Annotated in this window: 25 protein-coding genes and 2 pseudogenes; 12 read left to right on the forward strand and 15 right to left on the reverse strand. The window is 72.0% G+C overall.

Annotated features, from left to right (window positions below; genetic code table 11):
• Positions 1-33 precede the first annotated feature (33 nt).
• Positions 34-879, forward strand: a complete 846-nt coding sequence (gene panB, locus C5N14_RS16730; RefSeq protein ID WP_117669030.1) for a 3-methyl-2-oxobutanoate hydroxymethyltransferase — start codon at positions 34-36, stop codon at positions 877-879.
• A 57-nt stretch (positions 880-936) separates the two neighbouring features.
• Positions 937-1,458: a hypothetical protein gene (locus C5N14_RS16735; protein WP_117669031.1), complete on the forward strand. Its 522-nt coding sequence runs from the start codon at positions 937-939 to the stop codon at positions 1,456-1,458.
• A 48-nt stretch (positions 1,459-1,506) separates the two neighbouring features.
• Here the strand turns inward: C5N14_RS16735 and npdG are convergent, their stop codons facing one another.
• The 4 genes from npdG to C5N14_RS16755 all read right to left on the reverse strand — a co-directional run bounded on the left by npdG (position 1,507) and on the right by C5N14_RS16755 (position 5,042).
• On the reverse strand, positions 1,507-2,205 hold the full coding sequence (npdG, locus tag C5N14_RS16740) for an NADPH-dependent F420 reductase (protein WP_117669032.1): 699 nt from the start codon (positions 2,203-2,205) through the stop codon (positions 1,507-1,509).
• Between the two features lie 81 nt (positions 2,206-2,286).
• Positions 2,287-3,720, reverse strand: a complete 1,434-nt coding sequence (locus tag C5N14_RS16745) for an RNB domain-containing ribonuclease (RefSeq protein WP_117669033.1) — start codon at positions 3,718-3,720, stop codon at positions 2,287-2,289.
• A gap of 160 nt (positions 3,721-3,880) precedes the next feature.
• Positions 3,881-4,756 (reverse strand): histone, encoded by an 876-nt coding sequence (locus C5N14_RS16750; RefSeq protein WP_243639677.1) that lies wholly within the window; start codon positions 4,754-4,756, stop codon positions 3,881-3,883.
• An 82-nt stretch (positions 4,757-4,838) separates the two neighbouring features.
• The gene (locus C5N14_RS16755; RefSeq protein ID WP_117669081.1) at positions 4,839-5,042 is read right to left on the reverse strand and encodes a hypothetical protein; all 204 of its coding nucleotides are present in this window, start codon (positions 5,040-5,042) and stop codon (positions 4,839-4,841) included.
• Between the two features lie 289 nt (positions 5,043-5,331).
• Here C5N14_RS16755 and C5N14_RS16760 point away from each other — a divergent pair, with 289 nt between their 5' ends.
• The 5 genes from C5N14_RS16760 to C5N14_RS16780 all read left to right on the forward strand — a co-directional run bounded on the left by C5N14_RS16760 (position 5,332) and on the right by C5N14_RS16780 (position 10,587).
• Entirely contained in the window at positions 5,332-5,769 is a 438-nt protein-coding gene (locus C5N14_RS16760; RefSeq protein WP_117669034.1) for a roadblock/LC7 domain-containing protein, read from the forward strand.
• 166 nt (positions 5,770-5,935) lie between these two features.
• A complete protein-coding gene (locus tag C5N14_RS16765) occupies positions 5,936-6,712 on the forward strand; it encodes a nucleotidyltransferase domain-containing protein (RefSeq protein WP_117669035.1) in 777 nt (258 codons plus the stop codon).
• A gap of 106 nt (positions 6,713-6,818) precedes the next feature.
• Positions 6,819-8,042 (forward strand): S8 family peptidase, encoded by a 1,224-nt coding sequence (locus C5N14_RS16770; protein ID WP_117669036.1) that lies wholly within the window; start codon positions 6,819-6,821, stop codon positions 8,040-8,042.
• 269 nt (positions 8,043-8,311) lie between these two features.
• Complete coding sequence (locus C5N14_RS16775) at positions 8,312-8,749, forward strand: hypothetical protein (RefSeq protein ID WP_117669037.1); 438 nt, start codon at positions 8,312-8,314, stop codon at positions 8,747-8,749.
• Between the two features lie 329 nt (positions 8,750-9,078).
• Complete coding sequence (locus tag C5N14_RS16780) at positions 9,079-10,587, forward strand: SulP family inorganic anion transporter (RefSeq protein WP_117669038.1); 1,509 nt, start codon at positions 9,079-9,081, stop codon at positions 10,585-10,587.
• Positions 10,588-10,612: 25 nt separating this feature from the next.
• Here the strand turns inward: C5N14_RS16780 and C5N14_RS16785 are convergent, their stop codons facing one another.
• Complete coding sequence (locus tag C5N14_RS16785) at positions 10,613-10,987, reverse strand: nuclear transport factor 2 family protein (protein ID WP_117669082.1); 375 nt, start codon at positions 10,985-10,987, stop codon at positions 10,613-10,615.
• Between the two features lie 230 nt (positions 10,988-11,217).
• Here C5N14_RS16785 and C5N14_RS16790 point away from each other — a divergent pair, with 230 nt between their 5' ends.
• Positions 11,218-11,589 (forward strand): DUF4259 domain-containing protein, encoded by a 372-nt coding sequence (locus C5N14_RS16790; RefSeq protein ID WP_117669039.1) that lies wholly within the window; start codon positions 11,218-11,220, stop codon positions 11,587-11,589.
• A gap of 71 nt (positions 11,590-11,660) precedes the next feature.
• Here the strand turns inward: C5N14_RS16790 and C5N14_RS16795 are convergent, their stop codons facing one another.
• The 4 genes and pseudogenes from C5N14_RS16795 to C5N14_RS16810 form a co-directional block, all read right to left on the reverse strand.
• Positions 11,661-12,395, reverse strand: a complete 735-nt coding sequence (locus C5N14_RS16795; protein ID WP_371685857.1) for a VOC family protein — start codon at positions 12,393-12,395, stop codon at positions 11,661-11,663.
• A 273-nt stretch (positions 12,396-12,668) separates the two neighbouring features.
• The gene (locus C5N14_RS16800; RefSeq protein WP_117669040.1) at positions 12,669-13,295 is read right to left on the reverse strand and encodes a class I SAM-dependent methyltransferase; all 627 of its coding nucleotides are present in this window, start codon (positions 13,293-13,295) and stop codon (positions 12,669-12,671) included.
• Positions 13,296-13,488: 193 nt separating this feature from the next.
• Positions 13,489-14,154: a hypothetical protein gene (locus C5N14_RS16805; RefSeq protein WP_117669041.1), complete on the reverse strand. Its 666-nt coding sequence runs from the start codon at positions 14,152-14,154 to the stop codon at positions 13,489-13,491.
• A gap of 166 nt (positions 14,155-14,320) precedes the next feature.
• Positions 14,321-15,314 (reverse strand): annotated as a pseudogene (locus C5N14_RS16810) (helix-turn-helix transcriptional regulator).
• 61 nt (positions 15,315-15,375) lie between these two features.
• Here C5N14_RS16810 and C5N14_RS16815 point away from each other — a divergent pair.
• On the forward strand, positions 15,376-15,933 hold the full coding sequence (locus C5N14_RS16815; protein ID WP_371685858.1) for a DinB family protein: 558 nt from the start codon (positions 15,376-15,378) through the stop codon (positions 15,931-15,933).
• Positions 15,934-16,242: 309 nt separating this feature from the next.
• Here C5N14_RS16815 and C5N14_RS16825 read toward each other — a convergent pair whose 3' ends face one another.
• Positions 16,243-17,553 (reverse strand): low temperature requirement protein A, encoded by a 1,311-nt coding sequence (locus C5N14_RS16825; protein ID WP_165878136.1) that lies wholly within the window; start codon positions 17,551-17,553, stop codon positions 16,243-16,245.
• A gap of 211 nt (positions 17,554-17,764) precedes the next feature.
• A complete protein-coding gene (locus C5N14_RS16830) occupies positions 17,765-18,991 on the reverse strand; it encodes a low temperature requirement protein A (protein WP_117669043.1) in 1,227 nt (408 codons plus the stop codon).
• Positions 18,992-19,132: 141 nt separating this feature from the next.
• Here C5N14_RS16830 and C5N14_RS32695 point away from each other — a divergent pair.
• Positions 19,133-19,265: pseudogene (locus C5N14_RS32695) on the forward strand (IS5/IS1182 family transposase); the annotation flags it as partial.
• A gap of 462 nt (positions 19,266-19,727) precedes the next feature.
• Here the strand turns inward: C5N14_RS32695 and C5N14_RS16840 are convergent.
• The 3 genes from C5N14_RS16840 to C5N14_RS16850 form a co-directional block, all read right to left on the reverse strand.
• The gene (locus C5N14_RS16840) at positions 19,728-20,084 is read right to left on the reverse strand and encodes a hypothetical protein (RefSeq protein WP_117669045.1); all 357 of its coding nucleotides are present in this window, start codon (positions 20,082-20,084) and stop codon (positions 19,728-19,730) included.
• 84 nt (positions 20,085-20,168) lie between these two features.
• Positions 20,169-20,609, reverse strand: coding sequence for an SUKH-3 domain-containing protein (locus C5N14_RS16845; protein WP_117669046.1), 441 nt, complete (start codon positions 20,607-20,609; stop codon positions 20,169-20,171).
• A gap of 147 nt (positions 20,610-20,756) precedes the next feature.
• The gene (locus C5N14_RS16850; protein WP_371685859.1) at positions 20,757-21,278 is read right to left on the reverse strand and encodes a tyrosine-type recombinase/integrase; all 522 of its coding nucleotides are present in this window, start codon (positions 21,276-21,278) and stop codon (positions 20,757-20,759) included.
• Between C5N14_RS16850 and C5N14_RS16855 the strand changes: the two genes are divergently transcribed.
• The gene (locus C5N14_RS16855; RefSeq protein ID WP_243639689.1) at positions 21,255-21,908 is read left to right on the forward strand and encodes a GntR family transcriptional regulator; all 654 of its coding nucleotides are present in this window, start codon (positions 21,255-21,257) and stop codon (positions 21,906-21,908) included. The two genes, C5N14_RS16850 and C5N14_RS16855, sit on opposite strands and share 24 nt — an antisense overlap.
• The gene (locus C5N14_RS16860) at positions 21,905-22,594 is read left to right on the forward strand and encodes an HAD family hydrolase (protein ID WP_117669047.1); all 690 of its coding nucleotides are present in this window, start codon (positions 21,905-21,907) and stop codon (positions 22,592-22,594) included. Before C5N14_RS16855 ends, C5N14_RS16860 begins: the two co-directional genes overlap by 4 nt.
• Before the next feature lie 119 nt (positions 22,595-22,713).
• On the opposite strand, the gene C5N14_RS16865 is transcribed toward C5N14_RS16860, so the two are convergent.
• Positions 22,714-22,908: an AlpA family transcriptional regulator gene (locus C5N14_RS16865; RefSeq protein ID WP_243639681.1), complete on the reverse strand. Its 195-nt coding sequence runs from the start codon at positions 22,906-22,908 to the stop codon at positions 22,714-22,716.
• Between the last annotated feature and the right edge of the window lie 163 nt (positions 22,909-23,071).

The following is a 23,071-nucleotide window of genomic DNA, read 5'->3' on the forward strand; positions in this document are numbered from 1 at the left end:
CCGCGCAGGCGGCCTCGAGGAAAGGAGACAGTCATGGTGGAGTCCACCCCGACCGAGGTCACGGCGCTGTACGGCGGCCCGGCCACCCGACGGGTCCGCACCCGCGACCTGCTCGCCGCCAAGGAGCGCGGTGAGCGGTGGTCGATGCTGACCTCGTACGACCAGTACACGGCGTCGATCTTCGATGCCGCCGGCATCCCGGCGCTGCTGGTCGGCGACTCGGCGGCGAACAACGTCTTCGGCTACGAGACGACGCTGCCGGTGACCGCCGAGGAGCTGCTGCCGCTGGTCCGCGCGGTGGTACGGGCCACCCGGCAGGCGCTGGTCGTCGGCGACCTGCCGTTCGGCTCGTACGAGGAGGGGCCGGCGCAGGCACTGCGTACGGCGGTGCGGTTCATGAAGGAGGGCGGCTGCCACGCGGTGAAGCTGGAGGGCGGCCAGCGCTACGCGGCGCAGATCGGCGCGATCGTCGACGCCGGCATCCCGGTGATGGCGCACATCGGCTTCACCCCGCAGCGCGAGCACACCCTCGGCGGGTACCGGGTGCAGGGGCGGGGCGACACGGCCGACGAGGTGCTCGCCGACGCGCGGGCGGTGACCGAGGCGGGCGCGTTCGCGGTGGTGCTGGAGATGGTGCCGGGCGAGGTGGCCAAGCGGATCACCGCGGAGCTGCCGATCCCGACCGTCGGCATCGGGGCCGGCCCGGACACCGACGCGCAGGTGCTGGTCTGGCAGGACATGGCCGGCCTGCGCACCGGGCGGGCCCCGCGCTTCGTGAAGCGCTACGCCGACCTGGCCGGCGCGCTGACCGACGCCACCCGCCGGTTCGCCGACGAGGTCCGCGGCGGCGAGTTCCCGGCCGCCGAGCACACCTTCTGACCGGTACGCGGCTGCGGTGGGCGCCCGCCGGGCGCCCACCGCGTCCACAATCGGGAGATGGTCGACTACGGCGTCCCCGGCTACCGGCCGGCGTGGCTCCAGGGGCGGGCGGCCGTCGAGGCGGCCCACGGTGCCCGGCTCGCGGCGCTGGCCGGGCGCCCGCTGACCCGGGCCTGGCTGGCCTGGGACCTGGACGACGGTTCCTGGTTCGCCGACTGCCCGGTGCTGCTGGACTTCGCCGGCGAGCAGGTCGAGATCAACCACCGCAAGCTCGACGACCTCTCGGTCACCTGGAACTCGGTGTCCCCGGTCGGCGGGCCCGACTGGCCCGGCCTCCGGCTGGCCTGGCGCGCGGAGCCACTGCCCGGCCTGGCCGCGCTGCGCGGGCAGGAGCTGCGCGCGGTCACGCTGCTGGAGTGGCGGGGCGGCAAGCGCGACCTGGCCAACGGCGCCGTCGCGCTCGGTTTCACCTTCCCCCGGGGCGACCTGGTCGTCCACAACGCCCTCGACGAGAACGCCCTGGCCTTCGGTCCGCCCGCTCCCCGCTACCGCCGCCATCCGCTGCCCCGGCGCCGGTAGCCCCCGGGCCGCCGCCGCCCGGGATCTTTCGCCCGGGCGGGCGACGGATCAGACGTCGGTGACGCGGATGCCGGCGTGCGACTTGTAGCGCTTGTTGATGGCGATCAGGTTGGCGGTGAACGCCTCGATCTGGTGGGCGTTGCGCAGCCGGCCGGCGTAGACGCCACGCATGCCGGGGATGCGGGCCGCGAGCGCCCCGACGACGTCCACCAGCTCGCGGTCCTCGGTGCAGATCAGCACGTCGAGGTCGATCCGGTCGATCTCCGGGTCGGCCAGCAGCGGCGCGCTGACGTGGTTGAACGCGGCGCAGACCCGGGAGTCGGGCAGCAGCGCGGCGGCCTGCTGGACGGCGCTGCCCTCCTCGACGGCCAGCGCGTACGGGCCCTGCTTGTCGAAGCCCAGCGGGTTCACGCAGTCCACGACGATCTTGCCGGCGAGCGGTTGCGCGAGGGCGGCGACGGTGGCGGCGTGGCCGTCCCACGGCACCGCGATCACCACCACGTCGCTGCCCCGGGCCACCTCGTCGTTGTCGGCGCCGGTGACGGTCGCGCCGGACGGCACCCCGGGCAGGGCCGCGATCTCCTCGGCGGCCTGCGCGGCCCGTTCGGCGGACCGGGAGCCGATCAGCACGGTCTGCCCGGCCCGGGCGAACCGGTAGGCCAGGCCCCGGCCCTGGTCACCCGTGCCGCCGATGATCCCGACGGTCAGCCCGGACACGTCTGGCAGCCTGCTCGCGTCGTATGCCATCCGCCCATCCTCGCAAACGGCCCGATGCCCCGGCAGCACCCGCCGGTGTGAGAATCTTCGCTGCTACCGGCCCGGCCGCGCTCAGGCCAACGCGAAGAGGACCTTCCGGGTGACCGGGTCGGCGGTGACCAGCCGGACCCGGACCCGTTCCCCCAGCGGCAGCTCGCCGGTGCAGCGGGCCCGCACCGGCGGGGCGTCCAGGGCCACCGTGCCGCCGGGCTGCCGGCCCGGCTTCGGCTGGCCGTTCAGCGGGGTGTCCACGTCGAGCACCGCCGCGTCGAACGTCTCGCCGACCCGGTGCTCCAGCAGTACCGCCTCGGCCAGCTCGACCGCGCCCCGGGTGGCCGCGCCGGCGGTCCGGTCGGTCGCGGCCATCACCTCCGGCAGCTTCGGCAGCGCCGCCCGGGCCCAGTCGGGCACCGCCCGGCCCTCGTGCAGGGCCAGGCAGACCTCGGTGGCGTACCGGTCGGCCAGCCGGCGCAGCGGCGCGGTGACGTGGGCGTACGCGGCGGCCACCCCGCCGTGCTCCGGCCGGTCGGGCGGCGCGCCGTCGAACGCCGTGTACGCGGCGCCGCGCATCAGCTCGGCCGCCTGGTCGACGAACGCCGCCGCCCGGGGCTCCGCGGCGTCCAGCCCGGCGAGCACCTCGCCCACGCCCGCGCCGGCCGGCCAGTCGACGCCGAGCGGGGCGGCGGCGGTGCGCAGCCGGGCCACCGCCTCCGGCTTCGGCGCCGGCATGGTGCGCAGCAGCCCGATCCCGCCGGCCAGCATGAGGTCGGCGGCGGCCATCCCGGTGAGCAGGGAGATCTGGGCGTTGTGGTCCTCCATCGGCGCCGGCCCGCGCAGCACCAGCCGCCAGCCGTCGCCGTCCGCCTCGACGTCCTGCTCGGGCAGCGGCAGGTTCACCGCGCCCCGGCGCAGCCCGCGCGCGGTGAGCAGGGCGCCGATCTCGGGCAGCAGGGCGATCGGCTCGGGGAGCCGCCCGGCGTCGGCGTCGGCCTGGACGCCCGCGTAGTCCAGCTTGGCGCGGCTGCGCACCAGGGCGCGTTCCAGCGCGACGGCGACCGTGCCGCCGTCGGGGTCGAGGTCGAGGGTCCACACCACGGCCGCCCGGTCCTCGCCGGGGAGCAGGCTGGCCGCGCCCTCGCTCAGGGTGTGCGGGTGCAGCGGCACGTTGCCGTCGGGCAGGTACACGGTCTGCCCCCGCCGCCAGGTCTCCTCCTCCAGCGCGCCGCCGGGGCGCACGTGCGCGGCGACGTCCGCGATGGCGTACCGGACCCGGTAGCCGCCGCCGGGGCGGCGGGCGAGGTGCATCGCCTGGTCGAGGTCCCGCGAGGCGGCCGGGTCGACGGTGACGAACGGGACGTCGGTGCGGTCGGCGGCGGGCCGGGGCGGCGCGGCGGCCGCCGTCTCGGCCTCGCGCTGCGCCGCGGGCGGGAACTGCTCGGGCAACCCCAGCTCGCGGCGCAGCGCGCCGAAGTCGATGCGGGGCGCCAGTACGCGTCGGATCACCACGGGGTCAATCCTGACAGCGGAACCTGTGATCCGCTCCCCCGGCACCGGCGCGGATCCGCCGCCCGGGCCGCGTACCGGATCCGCCGCCCGTACCGGTACGCGGCCCGCACCGGTACGGGCGGCGGATCCGCGCCGGGCGGTCAGCGCCGGGCGGCAGCGCTCAGCCGGTGGCCTTGCGGGCCGTCGCCCGGGCGCCGCGCGGCGCGCTCGCGCGGGCCGCCGCCGTCCGGGGCGCCGCCGTCCGGGGCGCCGCCGTCCGGGCGGTCGCCTTCCTCGCCGTGGTCTTCTTCGCCGGGGCCTTCTTCGCCGCCGCCTTGCGGGTGGTGCTCGACGAGGTGGCGGTCGCCTTCTTCGCCGGGGCCTTCGCGGCGGCCTTGCGGGCGCCGCCGGTGGGCCGGGTCGAGGCGTTCTTCGTCGCGGCGGCGGTCTTCTTCGCCGGGGCCTTCCTGGCCACGGCGGTCGCCTTCTTCGCCGCCGCGCCCGTCCTCTTCGCCGCCGTCGCCTTCGCCGCCGTCGCCTTCGCCGCCGTCGCCTTCGTCGCGGTGGCCTTCTTCGGCGCGGCCTTCGCTGCGGCCTTCGCCGCAGTCTTGGTCGCTGCGGCCTTCGTCGCCGTGGTCTTCCTCGCCGCAGCCTTCGTCGCGGCGCCCGCGGCGGCGCTCGTCCGCTTCGTCGCGGCGCCCGCGGCGGCCGTCTTCGTCGCCGTGCTCCGGGCGGCCGGGGTCTTCTTCGCCGTGGTCCTGCCGGCCGGGGCCTTCTTCGTGGCGGTCTTCGACACCGGGGCCCTTCGCGCGACGATCTTCGTCGCGGCGGCCTTCTTCGCGACCGCCGCCTTCGCCGGCACCCGTCCCGCCCCGGCGCCGGAGGCGTTCGGGGACGCCTTGGTCACGGTCGCCCCCCGAGCCGCCGCGCCGGCCGTCCCCGAGGGGCGCGCGGCCGTGGCACGGGTCCCGCCCGTGGCCCGCGCGGCCGTGGTGGTCTTCTTCGCGGGCGTACGTTTGGCGGCCGGGCGGGTGGTGGCCTTTTGTGCTTCGGCCATCTCGGTTCCCTCCTTGGGGACATGCTCTCGCGTGCCTCCTCACGGGGCACGGAGTTCCTCGACGCGGGCGGTCCCGCGCCGTTTATCTGTCCTCCCCGGCCCAGCGGGCGTCCTCGGCGTCCCACGCGTCGTTACGCTCCCGCACCTGGTGCAGGGCGTTCTCCGCGTCGGCGGCCGAGGCGTACGGCCCGAGCACGTGCCGCGCCGCGCAGACGTCGGCATCGGTCTCGACCCGGTGGTGTCGCGTGCACCAGTAGTAGTGCCCACCACTTCCGCTGTCGCTCATGGGATCACTGTGCACCGCGAACCGCCCGGCCGCCACCGGTTCAACCAGAACCGGTGGCGGCTTCCACAGTAGACGTGCAGGTCAGCGGCCGGGACGGAACCGCGAAATCCGCCGGGCCGGGTGCGTCGGCGACTCGCCGGGCCCGCCGTGGCGTGCCGGCGGCGGCGGACTGACCACGAGGGCCGGTACGGGGTCTGCTGTCCCCTACCGCCCGTCCTGGGGAACTTGATATCAGCTGGACCCGAGCCGGGACGGTCCTCCCCGCCGCACCGCCCGACCGCCCGAGGGGATGCCGCCGCCCCGCTCGCTCCCGCCGTCGCTGGCGGGGAACCCGGCGCTGCCGTACCCGCGGATCGGTCAGGCGCTGGCCGAGCTGCGCGTGCAGATCCCCGGGGTGCTCGGCTGCGTGCTCGGCGGGGTGGACGGCCTGATGATCACCCACAACATGCAGACCGACGTCGACCCGAGCGACCTGGCGGCACTGGCCGCGACCACGTACGGCCTGGGCCGCCAGGTCGGCCTGCGGCTGGGGCAGGGCGACTTCCAGCAGTCCACGGTCCGCAACGCGCTCGGCTACCTCAGCGTCTACGCGGTCGGCACGCAGGCGCTGCTGGCCGTGGTCGGGGGCGACACCATCAACGTGGCCCGGCTGCACCTGCACGCCCCGGCGGTGGCCGAGCGGCTCGCCGCCCTGCTCCACGGCGTGACGCCGAACCACCGGCAGTGACCCGGCGCCCGCTCGCGGCCGAGCTGACGGGCCGGGAGCAGGCGGACCGGGAGCAGGCGGGCGGGGGCCCACCACCACGCGCGGGCCGCGCCGACGCCGCGACCGGCCGCCCGGCCGCGCGCCGGCCCGGGCCGACCCGCCCCGGACCGGCGGACCACAATGCGGCATGGACCCGGACGTACGGCAGTACCTGACGGACCTGGTCGGGGCGGCCCGCGACGTGCTCGGCGCCGACCTGGTGGGGGCGTACGCGGCCGGCTCGGTCGCCCTCGGCGCGTACCAGGCGGGGCGCAGCGACGTCGACGTGGCGCTGGTCTGCGCGCACGCCCTGGCCGACGGGCGCAAGCGGGAGCTGGTGGCCCGGCTGCGGCACGAGGCGCTGCCCTGCCCCGCGCGGGGGTTGGAGCTGGTCGTCTACCGGCGGGCGGTGGCCCGCTCCGGCACCCCGGAGCCGGGCTTCGAGGTCGAGCTGAACACCGGCGCCCGGATGCCGTTCCGGGTGACCTGGTCCGGCGACGGGCGGCCGGCGGCGGATGGCCGGTTCTGGTACGGGCTGGACCGCAGCATCCTGCACTCCGGCGGGCTGGCCCTGGCCGGGCCCCCGGCGGCGGAGGCGTTCGCCGACCTGGCGCCGGCCGACCTGCGCCGGCTGCTGGTGGACGCGCTGACCTGGTGGCTCGCGCTGCCGACGCCGCCCGGCGACGCGCCGGCGGTCGGCGCCGAGGACGCCGTGCTCGGCGCCTGCCGCTCGCTGGTGCGCTGCCGCGACGGGGTGTGGCTGCCCAAGGTCGCGGCCGGGCGGCGGCTGGTGGAGCGGGGGCATCCCGACGCGGCGCCGATCGAGCGGGCGATCGCCGCCCGGCACGGCGGCCCGCCGCCGGGTGGCCAGGCGGCGCGGGCCTTCCAGCGGGCCGTCCTCGACGAGCTGCGCGCGATGCTATGACCCTACTGATATATAGCCAGACATGGATCTGTCGATAACCTGTCACCAAGTTCTCGGACCGCGTACGACCAGTTCGGGCGCGGTCAGATGCAGAGGAGACCGACAGATGACGCTCCCCCGCAAGGTCGCCGCTCTAGGTGTGCTGACCATCTCGGCGATGGCCACGACCCTGATCGGCAGCCCGGTGTCCGCGGCACCGGCGACCGGTGAGATCCGCTACGCCGGCGGCGCCACCGCCGTCCCCTCCAGCTACATCGTCGTCCTGAAGGACACGGCCGTCGGCGGCCGGGCCGGCACCCAGGCCGCCGCCGTCACCAGCTCCGCCGGCACGCTCGCGAAGCGCTACGGCGGCGACGTCGCCCAGGTGTACGGCGAGGCGCTCAACGGCTTCGAGGCGCGGCTGTCCGAGTCCGCCGCCAAGCGGCTCGCCGCCGACCCGGCGGTCGCCTGGGTCGAGCAGAACCACGAGGTCAGCATCCAGACCACCCAGACGAACCCGCCGTGGGGCCTGGACCGGATCGACCAGACCAGCCTGCCGCTGAACAGCGCCTACAGCTACACCAGCACCGGGTCGGGCGTCACCGCGTACATCATCGACACCGGCATCCGGACCACCCACACCACCTTCGGCGGTCGGGCCGTCGACGGCTACGACGCGGTCGACAACGCCCTGCCGGCCGCCGACTGCAACGGCCACGGCACCCACGTCGCCGGCACCGTCGGCGGCTCGACGTACGGCGTCGCCAAGAGCGTCCGGCTGGTGGCCGTGCGGGTGCTCAACTGCGCCGGCAGCGGCACCACCGCCGGTGTCATCGGCGGCGTCAACTGGGTGACCTCGAACCACCAGGCCGGCCAGCCGGCGGTGGCCAACATGAGCCTCGGCGGCGGGCTCAACTCGTCGCTGAACACCGCCGTGGCGAACTCCATCGCCGACGGCGTCAGCTACGCGGTGGCCGCCGGGAACTCCAACGCCAACGCCTGCAACTCCTCGCCGGCCGCCGTCGGCACGGCGATCACCGTCGGCGCGACGCAGAGCAACGACGCCCGGGCCAGCTTCTCCAACTACGGCACCTGCCTGGACATCTTCGCCCCGGGCGTGAGCGTCCTGTCGTCCTGGTACACCAACGACACCGCGACCAACACCATCAGCGGCACCTCGATGGCCGCCCCGCACGTGGCCGGCGCCGCCGCCCGCGTCCTGCAGAACAACCCGACCTGGACCCCGGCCCAGGTGGCCTCGTACCTGGTCTCCACGGCCACCACCGGCGCGGTCGGCAGCCCGGGCACCGGTTCCCCGAACCGCCTGCTGTACCTCTCCCCCGCCAGCTGATCACCCCCCACCCTGGTGCGGCCCCGGAGCGCCCGATCGCTCCGGGGCCGCCCCGTGCCCCGTGTCCGGCAGGCATGCTGTCGGGGTCGAGATCCGCGGCCGGCTGTGCCGGGCCGCAGCGGGGCCGGCCCGGGAGCCGTTCCACCCGCCGACCCCCTGACAACCCCGTTCACCTGCTGGAACGGGCGTAACCGATGCCCTGCGAGGCGGGTTGATCCCCACGTGGACGCGCGGTCGCGCGAGCACGCGTACCGGCCTGGGGGTGAGCGGTGCAGCGCAGACTTGTCGCCCTCGCCCCGCTGCTCGCCTGCGCGCTCCTGCTGCACGTCAGCTTCGCCTGCCGCTCGCCGCTCACCACGACCGCCCAGGGACCCGTCGCGGCGCACGCCGCCGCGACGCCCGAGCCGGAGACGGCGGCGCACCCTGGGCGGGTGACGCTCGAAGCGCGCCCGGCGGTGGCGACGCTCCACGCACGGACCGACCGGTCGCCGGCGGGCACCGTCGTGGCGGGCTTCGACGGCAAGGCGTGCGGGTCGGTCACCCGCTCCGGCCGGGGCGCCCAGTCGACCGACCGCCGCGACAGCGTGGCGCAGGTGACGTCGGCGCTGCCCGACACGCACCTGCGCCGGGACAACACCGCCGACGGGCGTCCGCTCACCGTCGACGCCGGCCCCGACCCGGTCCGGCTGAGCATCCTGCGCTGCTGAGCGCCCCTGTGCCGCTGACGCGCCCGCGCCGCTGGGCGCCCCGCGTCGCTGAGCCTGCGCCGCCGAGCATCCTGCGCCGCTGACGGGCCCGCCGCTGACGGGCCCCGCCCCGGGGCGCCCATCGCAGCCACCCGCCCGCCGTCCGGTCGACGTGGCGCCGGTCCGGGCGGCGACCGCTCGCCCGGCCACACCGGAGCGGCCCCCACGCACCGTCGACCGCCGACCACCCGCGCCGTCCGTCTGTGTACCGCCGACCCCGGCGGTCGCCGGGCCGGCGGCGGGCACGGTGGTTCACCCGTTGCCCTCCCCAAGCCTCCCGGACGTGAATCATGCTGGCTCCCGCCCTGCCCTGGCGCACGCTGCGCGCCGACCTGCCCGCCTCCCTCGTCGTCTTCCTCGTCGCGCTGCCGCTCTGCGTGGGCATCGCCGTCGCCTCCGGCGTACCCGCCGAACTGGGTCTGGTCACCGGAGTGGTCGGCGGCCTGGTCGTGGGGTTCATGCCCGGCAGCAGCATGCAGGTCAGCGGCCCGGCGGCCGGGCTGACCGTGCTGGTCGCCGAGGCCGTGGACCGCTACGGACTGGCCGGCCTCGGCACCATCGTGCTGGTCGCCGGGCTGCTCCAGGTCGGCCTCGGGCTGCTGCGGCTCGGCCGCTGGTTCCGGGCCATCTCCGTGGCCGTGGTGCAGGGCATGCTCGCCGGCATCGGCCTGCTGCTCATCGCCGGCCAGCTCCACGTTCTGGCCGGTGGCACCGCGCCGCACTCCGGGCCGGGCAAGTTCACCGCCCTGCCCGGGCTGGCAGGTGACCTCGTCACCTCCACCACGGCCCAGCTCTCGGTCGCCGTCGGCGGGGCAACCCTTGTGACCATGGTGTTCTGGGACGCCCTGCCCGGCCAGCTGCGGACGGTCCCCGGCGCGCTGGTCGCCGTCGTCGGGGCGGCCGGGGTGACCGCCGCGCTCCGGCTACCGGTGGACACGATCAGGGTCGAGGGGCTGATCGAGGCGGTCCGGCCCTCGCTAGGGGACCTGGGCACGCTGGCGGACCTGGGCGTGCTCGCCACCATCGCGACGTTCACCCTGGTCGCGTCGGCGGAGAGCCTGTTCGGCGCGGCGGCGGTCGACCGGCTGCACCAGGGCCCACGCACCGACTTCGACAGGGAACTGGTGGCGCAGGGCGCGGGGAACACCGTCTGCGGCCTGCTCGGCGCGCTGCCGATGACGGCGGTCATCGTGCGCAGCTCCGCCAACGTGCGGGCCGGCGCGCGAACGAAGGCGTCCCGGGTGCTGCACGGGGTGTGGCTGCTGCTGTTCGCCGCCGCCGCGCCCGGCCTGCTCGGGCTGATCCCGCTGCCCGCGCTGGCCGCCGTGCTCGTCCACGCCGGGGTGAAGCTGCTGCCCCTGCGGGCGGTGCCGGAGCTGTGGCGGGGGCACCGGGGGGAGGTGGTGGTGCTGACGGCGACCGCCGGGGCCATCCTCACCACCGACATGTTCGTCGGCGTGCTCGTCGGCCTCGGCCTGGCCATCGTGAAGACGGCGTGGGAGACGTCCCACGTGCGGGTCACCGTACGGGACGGCAGGGCCGGGCCGATCGACGTCGCGATCTCCGGGAACGCGACGTTCCTGCGGCTGCCCACCATCCTCACCACGCTCAACGGGCTGCCGGTCGACCGGGCCGTACGGCTGGACCTGCGCGGGCTGCGGCACGTGGACCTCGCCTGCCGGTCGGCGCTGGACTCGTGGATCGAGACGCACAACCGCAACGCGGGGGTGTCCGTGCAGATCGTCGCGCCGCGCCCGGCCGAGGACGACCGGCCCCGGACGGTGGACGCCAGCGAGTGACCCCGTCCCGTGGCCCGGGCCGCGCTCAGGCCGGGCTGATGTGGGCCGCCACGATCAGCCAGCCGTGCGCGCCGTACGTCCACGTCCGGGTGTACCGGAGCCTCGCCGTGACCGGGGCCCCGCCGAAGGTCCCCGTCACCCGCCCCAGGAAGAACGTCACCCCGGTCGCCCCCTCGACGATCAGGTCCAGCTCCTCCTCCACCAGCTCGTCGACGACGGAGGCCCGGTCGCGGTGGGCGGCCAGGTCGTCCTGCTTGGTGAACCTGTTCCCGGCCGGGCCGAAGGCGATCAGGCGCTCGTCGAGCAGCCCGTCGAGGGCGGCCACGTCTCCCGCCCGTTGGGCGGCCTGAAGCCGGCGTTCGGCGTCGAGCAGCTCGGCCTCACGCTCGCTGTCCGGCATCGTGCCCTCCTCCTCGGGACAGAGCTCGTGGGCGGTCCGGCCGCTGCCCGACGCGCTGTCGCTCGTCCGCCGGGCGCGGCCCGTCCCGGGCTCACCGATGCCTCGGGACGACGTCACGACCCTATGCGAGTCACCCGGCCGGCACCGGACAACCGGCGGGCGGGGAGAAACGGTCGGTGGGGTCTGGTTCAATGCCGGTCGGATTCGAGTGCGGAGAGGGTGCGGAGAGCATGGGAACCTGGGGCAGCGGGAACTTCGACGACGACACGGCGGCCGACCACCTGTCGGACCTGACCAAACGACTGATCGCCGAGGTCACCGAGGCGATGTCCGGCGACCCGTCCTGGATCGAGCCGGACGACTACTGGGGCGTCGTGGTGCCGTGCAACCTGGAGCTGCTCCACCTCGTCGCGCGGCAGAACTACGCCGGCGCCATCCTGCCCGATCCGGCCACCATCGCCGCCTGGAAGACCCGGTACCTGGAGGTCTGGGACGGGGCGATCGACGACCTGGAGCCCGGCCCGGAGTACCGGGCACAGCGGCGCGAGGTCCTCGTGCGGACCTTCGACCAACTGGCCGAGCTGGCGATCAGCGAGGGCTGACGAACCGCACCGGCCCTGGGATCGGCGATGATCGCGACCTGCTGAGTACCACCCGCCGGACACTGGCCGCGCTACCGGGGCGTCAACACACAGAACTCGTTGCCATCGGGGTCGGCCATCACCACCCGACTGGCCCCGCCCTGGCCGATGTCGACTCGGGTCGCCCCGAGGGAGAGCAGACGGTCGACCTCCGCCTGCTGATCACCGTGCACAGGCGGAGCGAGGTCGAAGTGCAGTCGGTCCTTGCCTGTCCTCGGCATCAGCGGTGGACCACCCCACGTGATCTTCGGACCGCCGAGCGGTGAGCGGATCGCGGTCTCCTGGTCCTGATCCCAGACCAGCGGCCAGCCCAGCGCCTCGCTCCAGAAGTACCCGACCTCCTGCGAACCGTCGCAGGCCAGCGCTCCGACGAATCCGCAGTCGGCAAGGAAGTTGTTGCCCGGCCCGATGACGCAGAACTCGTTGCCGTCGGGGTCGGCGAGCACCACGTGCCCCTCCTCCGGGCGTTGGCCGATGTCGATGTGCTGTGCGCCGAGTCCCAGCGCCCTGGCCACCGTCTGCTGCTGGTCCTCCAGGGAAGTACTCGTCAGATCGAAGTGCATCCGGTTCTGGCCGGCCTTCGGCCGCCGGGTCGGAAGAAAGCGGATTCGGAACCCGGTGTCATCACTGGGCAGGAGCGCGACACCATCGTGTGGATCATCGGCCACCTCCCAACCCAGGACCCCGGACCAGAACCGTGCGAGACGCAGAGGTTGGCTCGCGTCGAAACTCATCGCGAACAGTTGACAAGTCATCCCTCTGCCCATCTCCGATCCACTGACTGACCGCTGTCGACAGGGCCGCCTACCAGCTCGTCGAACGGGAGCCTAAGGGTGAGCCGGCGTCCCCCGCACCCAGGTTTTCGACGGCAGCCCCGGCAGCACCCGCGGCATCAGGTATCGGCTACCTGTCGACCGGTGCTACGCGCCGGCAGCCGCCCACGGGAGTCGACCTGATCGGCGGCCCGGAGTGCGACCATCCCGTCCGGATCGGTGAGCACGACCAGGGTGCCACGTCGACGATCGCCACCTGCTGACGGATCAGCTCGCCGGTCGTCGCGCCCAGAACAGCGTGTGCCCGCTGGCGCCCTCGGGGACGAACTCCTCGGCGGTGATCGTCAGCCCGGCCCGCCGTAGCCAGGACCGGTAGGTGGGGGCGTCTGCGTGGCTCCACCACATGGCGGCGGGACCGTCGAGCCAGGCGTTCTCGGTGCCGGTCCAGGCGGTGTGGCCGACGGTGGTCAGCAGCCAGCCGCCGGGGCGTAGCCACGTCGCGATCCGTTCGACCAGACCCGGCTGGTCGGGCAGGGGCATGTGGATGAGGGCGTAGAGGCAGACCACGGCGTCGAACGACTCCGGTGCCAGGTCGAGCCGGGTGGCGTCCGCACGCAGGAAGGTGGCGGTGGGCACCAGGCGGCGGGCCCGTTCGACCTGCACGTCGCTGATGTCGACGCCGGTGACCTGGTGTCCGGCGCGGGCGAGGAAGCGGGCGACCGGCACGCCGCAGCCGCAGCCGAGGTCGAGGACCGCGGCCGAGGCCGGCAGGCGCTGGTGCAGGTCGGCGAGCCAGGGCGCGTACTGACCGTCGTCGGCATCGTCCGGGCGGTAGTGGTAGGAGAGCGCGTCATACCCTCGTCGGACCAGGTCCCGCTCGTCGTTGCCGCCCATCCCGGTGAGTCTACGATTCCCGGGGTCGGTTGCCGGTCCCTCGCGCCAGCCGGGCCTTCAGTCGCCGCCTGACCAAGGGACGTCTCGTAACCCGGTGGCCGAAGAAATGAGACTCAGCAGTTGGTAGCCACCGGCGCCGCGTGATCCTGATCAATCTGTTTAGTGTTGTCTCGACGATCGTTGTGCTGGCCTGTCAGACAGGGGCGTCGGTGTGGCCGGTCGCCACGAGCTGGTCGCCATCGAGCCGGTAGGCGGCGGTACGTCGGATGACGTCGACCGGCGACGACGGGTCGTCCGGACGCATCAGGAACGTCACCGTCACCTGCCGTCCACTGATGGACACCTGCTCGACCGGCGTCCGGTCACCGATCTCGGTCATGGTCAGATACGCCGGCCCGGCGTTGGCATTGCGGAAGACCGCGAGCTGCCAGAACTTGCCCGTACCGCCGCCGTCCATCAGCACCGGCACCACCGCGTCGGCGGCATCGTCCCCGGTCAGCTCGCCGACCGCGCACGGCCACTGCAATTGGACGACCACACCGTCCTCGCCGGACCAGAGCCCGTCGGTCAGTCGGATCGGGCTGTGATAGCCGTTGTACGGCTGTCCCGCGCTGCCCAGCCACGCGGTCTCCAACTGCTTGCAGGTCAGCGGCTTGGTTCTCGCCGGCGCGGTGCTGTGGTTGGTGGGTGCCGCAGTTCTCCTGTCGGCGGGGGCGTCATCCGCGTCGGTGGCCCGGCTGCCCGGGCCCGAGGTGGCACCGGTAACCCGCTCGCTCTCGGCCGGACTCTCGTCACCGGCACCACAGGCCAACCCGGTGACCAGGGCAATCGTCAGCAGCGGCAGCAGGGTCCTGCGCATCGGAGGTCCTTTCTCGGAGCGGGCCGCAGCGTAGTACGGCTCCGCCAACGTCGGTCCACAAGCGGGCCGACGTCCCTCCTCGCCACTCAGGTGGCAGGCTGCTCAGAGCCCTGGTCGCGACCCTGGGTCGGTGGGCGACGGACGAGTCGACCGGTACGCCGGTGCGCTAGGTGGCACGGTCTGGCGTCGGTCCCGGTGCCTGCGTCACCGAGGCCAGGTGTGCGCGGTGCAGCCGATCGGCCAGCAACTTCAGCTCCTTGACCAGTTCGGCGGGTTCGAGTGCGGTGAAGTCGTGGCCGAGCAGGGCGAGGTGCACCGCGATGAGCGTCACCGAGTCCGCGCCGGTGGTGAGCAGGCAGTTCCTCTCGTCCACCGTCTCGACGATGCCGGTCGTGGGTGGAAAGCGCTCGGCGACCACGTCGGCCGGGGCGTGGATCAGGATGCGGGCACGGAAACGGTACGGCCCGGCTGCGACGGACTCCGAGACGAAAGCCGCAGCGTCGGGTGGGTCGCGGGGGGGTGAAGCGAGCCCCGGTCGACCGGGGGTCGTCGATCCGGTCCACCCGGAACGTACGCCAGTCGTCGCGCGTTTCGTCGCGCGCCACCAGGTACCACCGGCGGCCGGTGTGCACCAACCGGTGCGGCTGCACCGTGCGGACGCTGGCGGCGCCGTCGCGGCTGCGGTACCCGAAGGTGAGGCACCGCTGGTCCTGGCACGCCTCGGCGATCACGGTGAGCGTGTCCGGGTCAACGGTGGGCGCCTGGCCGACCAGCGGCACGGTGGCCAACCGCAGGGCGGCCGTGCGCTGGCGCAGCCGGGCCGGGAGTACGCGTTCCAGCTTGGCCAGCGCGCGTAGCGAGCTCTCGGCGATGCCGGTCACGGTGTGGCTGGTCGCGGTCCGCAGGCTCAGCACCACCGCGACCGCCTCCTCGTCGTCGAGCAGCAACGGCGGCAACGCCGACCCTGCGGCGAGCTGGTAGCCGCCGGCCACGCCGGGCGTCGCCCGGACCGGGTAGCCCAGGTCGCGCAGCCGGGCCACGTCACGGCGCAGTGTCCGCACGGTGACGTCGAGCCGCTCGGCCAGCTCGGGACCGGCCCACTCCCGCCGTGTCTGCAGCAACGAGAGCAGCCGCAGCAGGCGGGCCGACGTGTCGAGCATGAATCAAGCTTGCCAGACAACGAGGACCGAATCTGTCCGCAATTGCCCGTAGCGTAGGGGCATGGACATCGACTGGAACGAGCAGCTTGCCGACCAGTTGGACTGGCACTGGCACAACCAGCTACGGCGCCGGCTCGACGGGTTGACCGACGACGAGTACGGATGGGAGCCCGTCGCGGGATCCTGGAGTGTGCGATCGCGCGCGGAGTGCCGCGCCGAGGCCGCGCACGGCTCCGGCGAGTACGTCATCGAGTACGAGTGGCCGGCGCCGGAGCCGCCACCCGTCACGACGATCGCCTGGCGGCTGGGCCACGTCATCGTCGGCGTCCTCGGCCAGCGCAGCGCCGCCCACTTCGGCGGCCCACCGTGCGACTATGACAGCTTCGAATACGCCGGCACGGCGGACGACGCACTCCGACAGCTCGACGAGGCGTACGCCACCTGGATCAGGGGCGTACGAGAGTTGGGCGACGACGGACTGGTTCGCCCCTGCGGACCGACCGAGGGGCCGTACGCCGATTCTCCGCTGGCGATGCTCGTGCTCCACATCAACCGGGAGATGATCCATCACGGAGCCGAGGTCTGCCTCCTCCGTGACCTCTACCGAGACCGGAGGTAGCCGCAGTGGCATACCAGTTCCAGGTGACGCAGGACAGCGCCGACCCGCACCCGCTCGCCGACTGGTGGGCCGAGACACTCGGGTGGATTCACAATGGATCGCCCGCCTGGAGGGAAGGTGCCGCGATCCCCGGGCTGCCTCAAGCGCCACATCGTCCGTGACGTCTACACCGCCCTGGTCGCCGACTTCGCTGCCCTGACCACCTGACCTCCATAAGGGCATCGGGATGGCAACGAGTGGGAGTGCCGGTTGCGGCATTCAAGATGATCCGCCGGCCACACCCAAGAAGGGTCCTGCCCGCCATCGCGGTCAGGGACGCGTTGGCCGCTCTGACCAGAGGCTTCCGGTCAGAGCGGCCTCGCGCAGTTCCTTACGCTGTCCGCCGGCGAGGATGACCTCCGTAATGACCATGCCGACACAGATGGTCGCCAGCAGGCCGAGCGCTGCCACCGCCGGGAACTGGTTGGCGATCGGGATGATCCCCGCCAGCAGCGCCGCGGTGGTCAGTCGTGACCAGATGATCCTTCTGACCAAGCGCGTCATCCGCAGTTGGAAGCCGACGTGGGAGAGCAGGAACAGGGACACCCCACCGTAGAGGGCGTAGAGGCCGAGACCTGCCAGCGGCACGGACGCACGGTGCAGTTCGTTGTGTTCGATGATCGCCACCACCTTCTCCAGACCAAGGGCGAGCAGCATGATGCCCGCGATCATCGGCAGATGCAGATAGGTGTAGGCGTCACGGGCAGCGGCAAGCCGGCGCTGGACAGGTTTGACGATCAGCGTGCGTTCCGCAGCGATGGCCACGACGTCGAAGTATGTCCAGCCCAGTGCGGCTGCGATGACGACGGCGAAGGCGGAGGCCGCGACGAGCCCCCAAGTCATCGGCACACGGCTGCTGATAAGGCCAACCGCTATGAGCGACTCGCCGAACGCGACGAGCACGATGAGGCCATGCCGCTCCGCCCAGTGCCGGACCGAGACGACCTGCCACCCCCACGACCGCATCAGCAGGCTGCAGCCATAGTCGATGGCGATGGCGAGCATCCAGAGACCGGTCTGGCTGCCCTTGACCATCCCTGGGTCGTGAAACAGTCGCTGCGGCACGATGGCGGCGGCGGACAGCAGGACCGAGGCGACGAACAGTGGCACGGCGACCCGCAGGACGATGCGTGGGCCCGTGCCGGGAACGGCGTGCCAGCGCAGCGCCAGATGCACCAGCCGGACGACCACGAAGCACGCGACGAACACCAGCGGCCCGGAGATGGCCGCACCCGGGAGATCGGTGAACGCCTGCCGAGCCGCCACCGCCATCACGAAGGTGATCATTGCCACGGCCAGCAACGCGATCCGGATCAGCCCGGTCCGGGCCTGGAGGGTGTTTCCCAACCAGGTGTAGACGGACCATGTCCACCACAGCAGGGCCAGCACAAGCATCGCGTTCAGCATGCCGTGGCCGGTGAAGTCGTCGCCCATCAAGGCGGTGACCTGGATGAACGCGAAGACGAACGCCAGGTCGAAGAAGACTTCCACGGTGGACACGCCGGTGCCCTCACGCAGCCAGCGCGTACCGAGCGGTGCCCGCGCCGAACTGCGATCGGATGCTTCGTCCCCACCCACCACCCGATACATCTTGGCAGCCGGCCACACCGGCGGTGGTCGAATCGGCGTAGAGGCTGTGTGCTCCAGTGGAGGTCGACAGAACATGACGCAGTAGCCACGCCCGACTGGTGCGTCGTGGTGAGTTGACCGACGAGGCGTGGGTGGTGATCGCGCCGCTGCTACCGGAGCCTGGCGGTGCGCGGGTCCGTGGACCTTTTGCGGACTGTCCCCACTACGCGGCCGGGGACGGGGCCTCCGGTGGGCGGCCAGCGGCGTGTCGAGCGTCCGAGACGGCTACGCCGAGCAGCACCACGGCAGCGGCTATGGCGGCGAGCAGTGGCGCCCCGGAGACCAGCGACAGCGCCAGCATCAGCACAGCCAGAGCGGCGATGCCGACGACCCGGCGCAGGGCGAGCCGGTCAAAGACGATCCGTTCCAGCCGAATGCGGCCGATCAGGAAGACCGCCGGCCCACCGAGGATGACCGCCAGCCATGCCAACTCGGACCGCCCGCCAGGATGCGCGAGCACGATCTCCGAGCCCGCCGCGACGGCGAGGATGCCAAGCACCATGAGCACATGGGCCACGCCAATCGTCCCGCCGGCAACTGCCCGGTTCGACGACATCGCGACGGCCTCGGCCAGCACCTGGCCAGCGCGATAGAAGTAGATCCGCCACATCAGCACGGACGAGAAGAATGTGATCACCAGGGCAACCGTTGCGGCGAGCGTGGCGGGGTGGTTGGCGTAGGTGAGGCCTATTGACACCACCGTCTCGCCGAGCGCGATCAGCAACAGTTGCTGGTAGCGCTCGGGGAGGTGGCTGCTGTTGGCCATCGCCCACCCGCTGGCCGGTGGTCGGCGCATGCCGGGTATCGGCCAGTTGAACCGCGCCGCGACCAGGTCGACGGTGATGGCGATCAACCACAGGGCGACCCGGCTGGATCCCTGTATCACCGCTCCGGCGAGCCAGAATACGCCGGAGACGCTGGACCAGATGGCCAGGCGGGTGTAGAGCGCCCGTATCGCCTCGTGCTCTCGCAACAGCGGCCGGAGCAGCAAGGGGCGTCCGATGTGCAGCAACACGTACACGACGGCGAAGGATTCGCCGCGTGCCTCGAACTCGTAAGGCAGGGACGTCGCCATGATCAGCAGGCCGAACGCGCTGACCAGGACCAGCAGCTGAATCCAGTGGTTGCGGCAGTCGAACCGGCTGGTGATGTACGTGGTGGTCGTCCACAGCCGGAGCAGCGGCAGGGCCAGGACGACCGTGTTCGGCAGCGACAGCCAGTGCAGGCGCACGTTGTTGGAGAGCAGGTCCGGCACCATCCGGCTGACGACCCCGAGCAGCGCGAAGACCAGCACCAGGTCGAAGAACAGCTCCAGGAAGCTGACCTGCCGGGCGTCCTCCTCGCTGCGCAGGATGCCCCCGGCCCGCGCCGGCTCCGATGTTCGTCCCATCCGACCATGGTCGCGTGATGATTGCCTTGTGCGCGCCGATTCCGCCGTTTCATCGACCTGGTTGATGACAGCGATGAAGCTGGCGCGAGCCAGGTACCGGAGCACACCTGTGCCGATCCGTCTGCGTTCGTGAGCACCCAGCTGCGCAACGTCGTAGAGCGCTGCTTCAACCGGCTCAAACAGTGGCGTGAGCCCGACGACCCGATACGCCAAACGCGCATCCCTCTACCGGGCCAGCCTCGTCCTGATCGCCGCCGTCAGCCGGCTTCCATGATCGACAGGACAGGGCTGGTTGCCACCGGGTAACCGGGTCGCGGCACCAACTCCACCGCCAGGACATACCCGGCCCTCTCCCGCAGCCCCCACGCACCAGTTCCGGAGAGGCCTCACGACGGCGCGGCCCGCCCGGCCGGAAGCAAGGCCACTGAGTCCACTCCCAGTGCGTTCTCAGGGCGTCACGGCGCCCTCAGGGCGTCAAGCGCCGGCCAAAGTTGACCAAGGACGACCATCGACAACCGGACATAGAACCAGCTCAGAGCCTTGATCAGGTCTCTGAGCTGGTGGGCGACGGACGAGTCGACCTGTACGCCGGATTCTGAACGCGATTCATGCTCTGAACAGGCGTTTCCTTCGGCATGCACCTGCTCAGGGCGTCGCCAGGGCGTCTGGCGAAATTCACGCTACCTCGGCGATGGGCAAGCCACTCGAACACAAGCCCGACGGGATCGCACCGCCGCTACCTGGTCGCCGCCGGACGCAAGAGGTCCAAGGAAACAAGGAAGACGGCCGTTCCGTCCTCGGCGGCTACACGGTCGGGCTCCGTCGAGACCAGGACCAGCGGCACCGACGAGGCATCGGACGCGTCGCGGAACTCCTCGACGACGCACCGCACCGCAGCCGGCCTCGGCAACGCCGACTCGGGATCCAGGTCGGTACCGAAGATCGGCGCCTTGTCGACAAGCGACCATGCGCGGCCCTGCGCATCGGTGAAAACGACCCGGACCACAGCCGGGAAGAAGGACCGGTCCACCCAGTCGACCGCTTCGCAGGCAAGCTCGACGTGATCACCAGGTCGGAGGGCATGTCGGTCCATCTGTTCGAACTCCTGACTGTCGGAGCATCTCAGGTGGCGGTGCGCAGATTTAGGCGTGTTTCAGAAGTCAGAATCTCGGTCGATTTAGCCGGCGTGGAGCTGCGTAGGCATCGTTCCCTCGCACAAGGCAATCAGGCCCTGGTCGCCTGGCCCGAAGGCGGCAACCCAGGTCTCGACCAGGAGAATCACGCCCCGATCGTCCATCCCGAGAAAGAACCGACCCTGGTCCAACTCGCCCAGCGGGTAGAGCGATCGTCCGGTCTCATCACCCCACGCCAGGAACCGATCCTCCTCACCGACGCAAAGCGACGGATTCAGCTCGAACGGGGTGCGCGCCGCCGTCCGTCCCGGTCCCTGAGCATCAACGACGAGACCGCCGAACTCGCCGAGGAATGCCTCTGCCGCCGGGTGCATATCGAGCCCTATCAGCTCCGCCCGCCATCGCGACGTCTCCACCTGCCGCTCCAAGAACCACCCGGCGCGCTGCAGCGCCCGCTCGACGTCAGGCGGGAACCTCTCGACCATTTGCTCTCCTGACCCGTCGTTGCTGGCGCCATCGTCAAACGCAACTCCGGAGGTCCACCACCCCGCAGGTGCGGTCCGGCACTGCCCATACCACTGAGCGGCCCCGCCGCGCCAGGACCAACAACAGCTCGCCCCACACCGATCAACTCATGAAACACGGCCTAGGTGCTTCACCCTCTCGACGCCGCAGCGAGTCCGCAAGGGCCTCCAGCGTCCGGGCTCTAACGACGCTGCGAACAGATCATCAATCGCGCGCCGGGTCCGTTCCTCGCTGGCCGGCATCAGGTGCGTGTAGACCCGGAGCGTGAAGCCGGGGTCGGCGTGACCGAGGTAGGACGCAAGGGCCTTGATGCTCTCTTCCGCGTCGAGCAGCGACGAGGCGTAGAAGTGGCGCAGCGCGTGCATCCCGGTGGCCCGGGTCGGCGTGATGCCGGCCGCCACAACAGCCGGTCGCCAGCTCTTGCCGTCGAAGGTGCGCCGGTTGATCGCACCCCGCCGGGTGGTGGTGAACAGCAGCGGCACCGTGACTCGCTCCGCGCTGGCCGGGTTCTCCCACGGCAGGGTGAGCGTCACCGGGTCGCAGTCCTTGAGGTGCTGCCGCAGCACCAGGGCGACGGAGTCCGGGAGCGGCACCCGGCGGTCACGATCGTTCTTGGGCAGCCCGAACACGAGCCGGTCCGCGCCAACACGGAGCGCCCGGTCGGACTACGGCCGCACATCGAGCGCGCTTTCGAGGCCACGAACGTCACGATCGACTTCGCCGGCTTCTCCGGTGAGACGCTGTACAACGCGATCCAAGAGACCTTGGACAAGGTCCGCATCGGGCGCCTCACCCCGGAGTCGATCCGCGTCCGCGTGCTGATCTCCGACATGACCGCCCCGATGGCGATCCCCTGCCGCGCCGAGGACCAGGCCGACGACCCCGGCATCCGCGCCCGAGCCCTCCGCATCACCGACCGATCGATCCACGCCCTCACCGACGCCGTACAGGAGCTTGCCGACCTGGGGTTAGTCAAGACCGCCACCATCGAGGTACGGGTTCACAACGCCGCACCCCTGTTCAAGCTGTTCATCATCAACGAGCAGGAAGCCTTCTTCGGCTTCTACCCCGTCGTCGAGCACACCGTCTCCGTGGACGGCAAGCCGATGGCGATCTACGACGCGATGGGCAAGGACGCGATCCTTTTCCCGTTCACGCCCAGCGACGAGGACACCAGCAACGACGCCCTCTACGTCGAGCAGGCCCGCGCCTGGTTCGACAGCATGTGGGGCACGATCTCCCGCGAGTACGCGTCGTGACCGCCCCCGACCTGGCCAAGGTGATCGACAGCGTCCGCGTCATCCTGCTCGACTTCGATGGCCCCGTGTGCAGCATCTTCGCCCAACACGCCGCGTCGACCGTCGCCCACGAGTTGCGCCGGCTACTCGTCGACCAGGCCGTCACCCTGCCGCCCGAGATCCTGGCCGAACGTGACCCGCTCGCCGTGCTCCGCTTCACCGCCACCATCGGGCGTCCCGCCGTCGTCCGCCTGGTCGACGAGGCCATGACCCGCGAAGAGGTCACCGCAGCCGCCACAGCCGAACCAACCCCGTACGGACGGGAAGTCATCGTTGCCGCCCAGCAGACCGGCCGCCGGGTCGCCGTGGTGTCGAACAACTCGGCCGAATCCGTCCACGCCTACCTGAGCGCCCGCCGGCTCACCTCGTACGTGCATCCGGTGATCGGCCGCCCCGAGGCAGCACCTGAGCGGATGAAGCCCGACCCGCTTTCCGTGCTGGCCGCCCTGCGGGAGCTGGGCGCCGAGCCGGCGGAATGCGTCCTCGTCGGCGACTCCGTCAGCGACATCGAGGCCGCCCACGCCGCCGGGGTCGCCGCTTTCGGGTACGCCAACAAGCCCGGCAAGCGGGAACGGCTCGCCGCCGCAGACGCCGTCATCGACACCATGGCCGAACTCGTGACCGCCTTCGCCGTCAACGAGCTGTAGCACCACCACACCGCACACGAGCGCCCCGGGAGATCATCACCGGGGCGTTTCTCGTGTCGTCAGCCGACGTGCGGCATTCGGCCCGCACCGGAGACGGCAGCCCAGCCGCCCACCTAGAGCTAGTCCAGGTCCCCACGCTTGGCGGCAATCCACGCTTCAACATCCTCGGCAAGCCAGACGTTGCCCATCTGAAGCGTGGCTACCGGCTCAGGGAAGTCACGCCGGTTGGTGATCTGGTAGACCCGCTGCCGCGAGATGCCGCCCAGCATGATCCGGATCTCCCCCGAACCCACCAACCGCAGCTTCTTCCCCATGACGCTGACGCTAGGCACACGCCGACTAGGCGACCATCAACTTGATAGAGGCCTAGTTAGCGCACGCCCTAGTCGCTTACTCTTAACACATGACTAGGTTCAAGTGGTTCCAGCGCCCTGACCAACCCGTGGACTACGTAGCCGGCGAGCCAGCTCCAACCAC

It is taken from the genome of Micromonospora sp. MW-13 (assembly GCF_003434305.1).
Taxonomy (GTDB): Bacteria; Actinomycetota; Actinomycetes; order Mycobacteriales; family Micromonosporaceae; genus Micromonospora.

What these genes read in the sequence shown, in the direction of transcription:
- panB (WP_117669030.1), top strand. Translation starts at nt 34, where the DNA reads ATGGTGGAGTCCACCCCGACCGAGGTCACGGCGCTGTACGGCGGCCCG.
- C5N14_RS16735 (WP_117669031.1), top strand. Translation starts at nt 937, where the DNA reads ATGGTCGACTACGGCGTCCCCGGCTACCGGCCGGCGTGGCTCCAGGGG.
- npdG (WP_117669032.1), bottom strand. Translation starts at nt 2,205, where the DNA reads ATGGCATACGACGCGAGCAGGCTGCCAGACGTGTCCGGGCTGACCGTC.
- C5N14_RS16750 (WP_243639677.1), bottom strand. Translation starts at nt 4,756, where the DNA reads ATGGCCGAAGCACAAAAGGCCACCACCCGCCCGGCCGCCAAACGTACG.
- C5N14_RS16755 (WP_117669081.1), bottom strand. Translation starts at nt 5,042, where the DNA reads ATGAGCGACAGCGGAAGTGGTGGGCACTACTACTGGTGCACGCGACAC.
- C5N14_RS16760 (WP_117669034.1), top strand. Translation starts at nt 5,332, where the DNA reads ATGCCGCCGCCCCGCTCGCTCCCGCCGTCGCTGGCGGGGAACCCGGCG.
- C5N14_RS16765 (WP_117669035.1), top strand. Translation starts at nt 5,936, where the DNA reads ATGGACCCGGACGTACGGCAGTACCTGACGGACCTGGTCGGGGCGGCC.
- C5N14_RS16770 (WP_117669036.1), top strand. Translation starts at nt 6,819, where the DNA reads ATGACGCTCCCCCGCAAGGTCGCCGCTCTAGGTGTGCTGACCATCTCG.
- C5N14_RS16780 (WP_117669038.1), top strand. Translation starts at nt 9,079, where the DNA reads ATGCTGGCTCCCGCCCTGCCCTGGCGCACGCTGCGCGCCGACCTGCCC.
- C5N14_RS16785 (WP_117669082.1), bottom strand. Translation starts at nt 10,987, where the DNA reads ATGCCGGACAGCGAGCGTGAGGCCGAGCTGCTCGACGCCGAACGCCGG.
- C5N14_RS16790 (WP_117669039.1), top strand. Translation starts at nt 11,218, where the DNA reads ATGGGAACCTGGGGCAGCGGGAACTTCGACGACGACACGGCGGCCGAC.
- C5N14_RS16795 (WP_371685857.1), bottom strand. Translation starts at nt 12,395, where the DNA reads ATGGGCAGAGGGATGACTTGTCAACTGTTCGCGATGAGTTTCGACGCG.
- C5N14_RS16800 (WP_117669040.1), bottom strand. Translation starts at nt 13,295, where the DNA reads ATGGGCGGCAACGACGAGCGGGACCTGGTCCGACGAGGGTATGACGCG.
- C5N14_RS16805 (WP_117669041.1), bottom strand. Translation starts at nt 14,154, where the DNA reads ATGCGCAGGACCCTGCTGCCGCTGCTGACGATTGCCCTGGTCACCGGG.
- C5N14_RS16815 (WP_371685858.1), top strand. Translation starts at nt 15,376, where the DNA reads ATGGACATCGACTGGAACGAGCAGCTTGCCGACCAGTTGGACTGGCAC.
- C5N14_RS16830 (WP_117669043.1), bottom strand. Translation starts at nt 18,991, where the DNA reads ATGGGACGAACATCGGAGCCGGCGCGGGCCGGGGGCATCCTGCGCAGC.
- C5N14_RS16840 (WP_117669045.1), bottom strand. Translation starts at nt 20,084, where the DNA reads ATGGACCGACATGCCCTCCGACCTGGTGATCACGTCGAGCTTGCCTGC.
- C5N14_RS16845 (WP_117669046.1), bottom strand. Translation starts at nt 20,609, where the DNA reads ATGGTCGAGAGGTTCCCGCCTGACGTCGAGCGGGCGCTGCAGCGCGCC.
- C5N14_RS16865 (WP_243639681.1), bottom strand. Translation starts at nt 22,908, where the DNA reads ATGGGGAAGAAGCTGCGGTTGGTGGGTTCGGGGGAGATCCGGATCATG.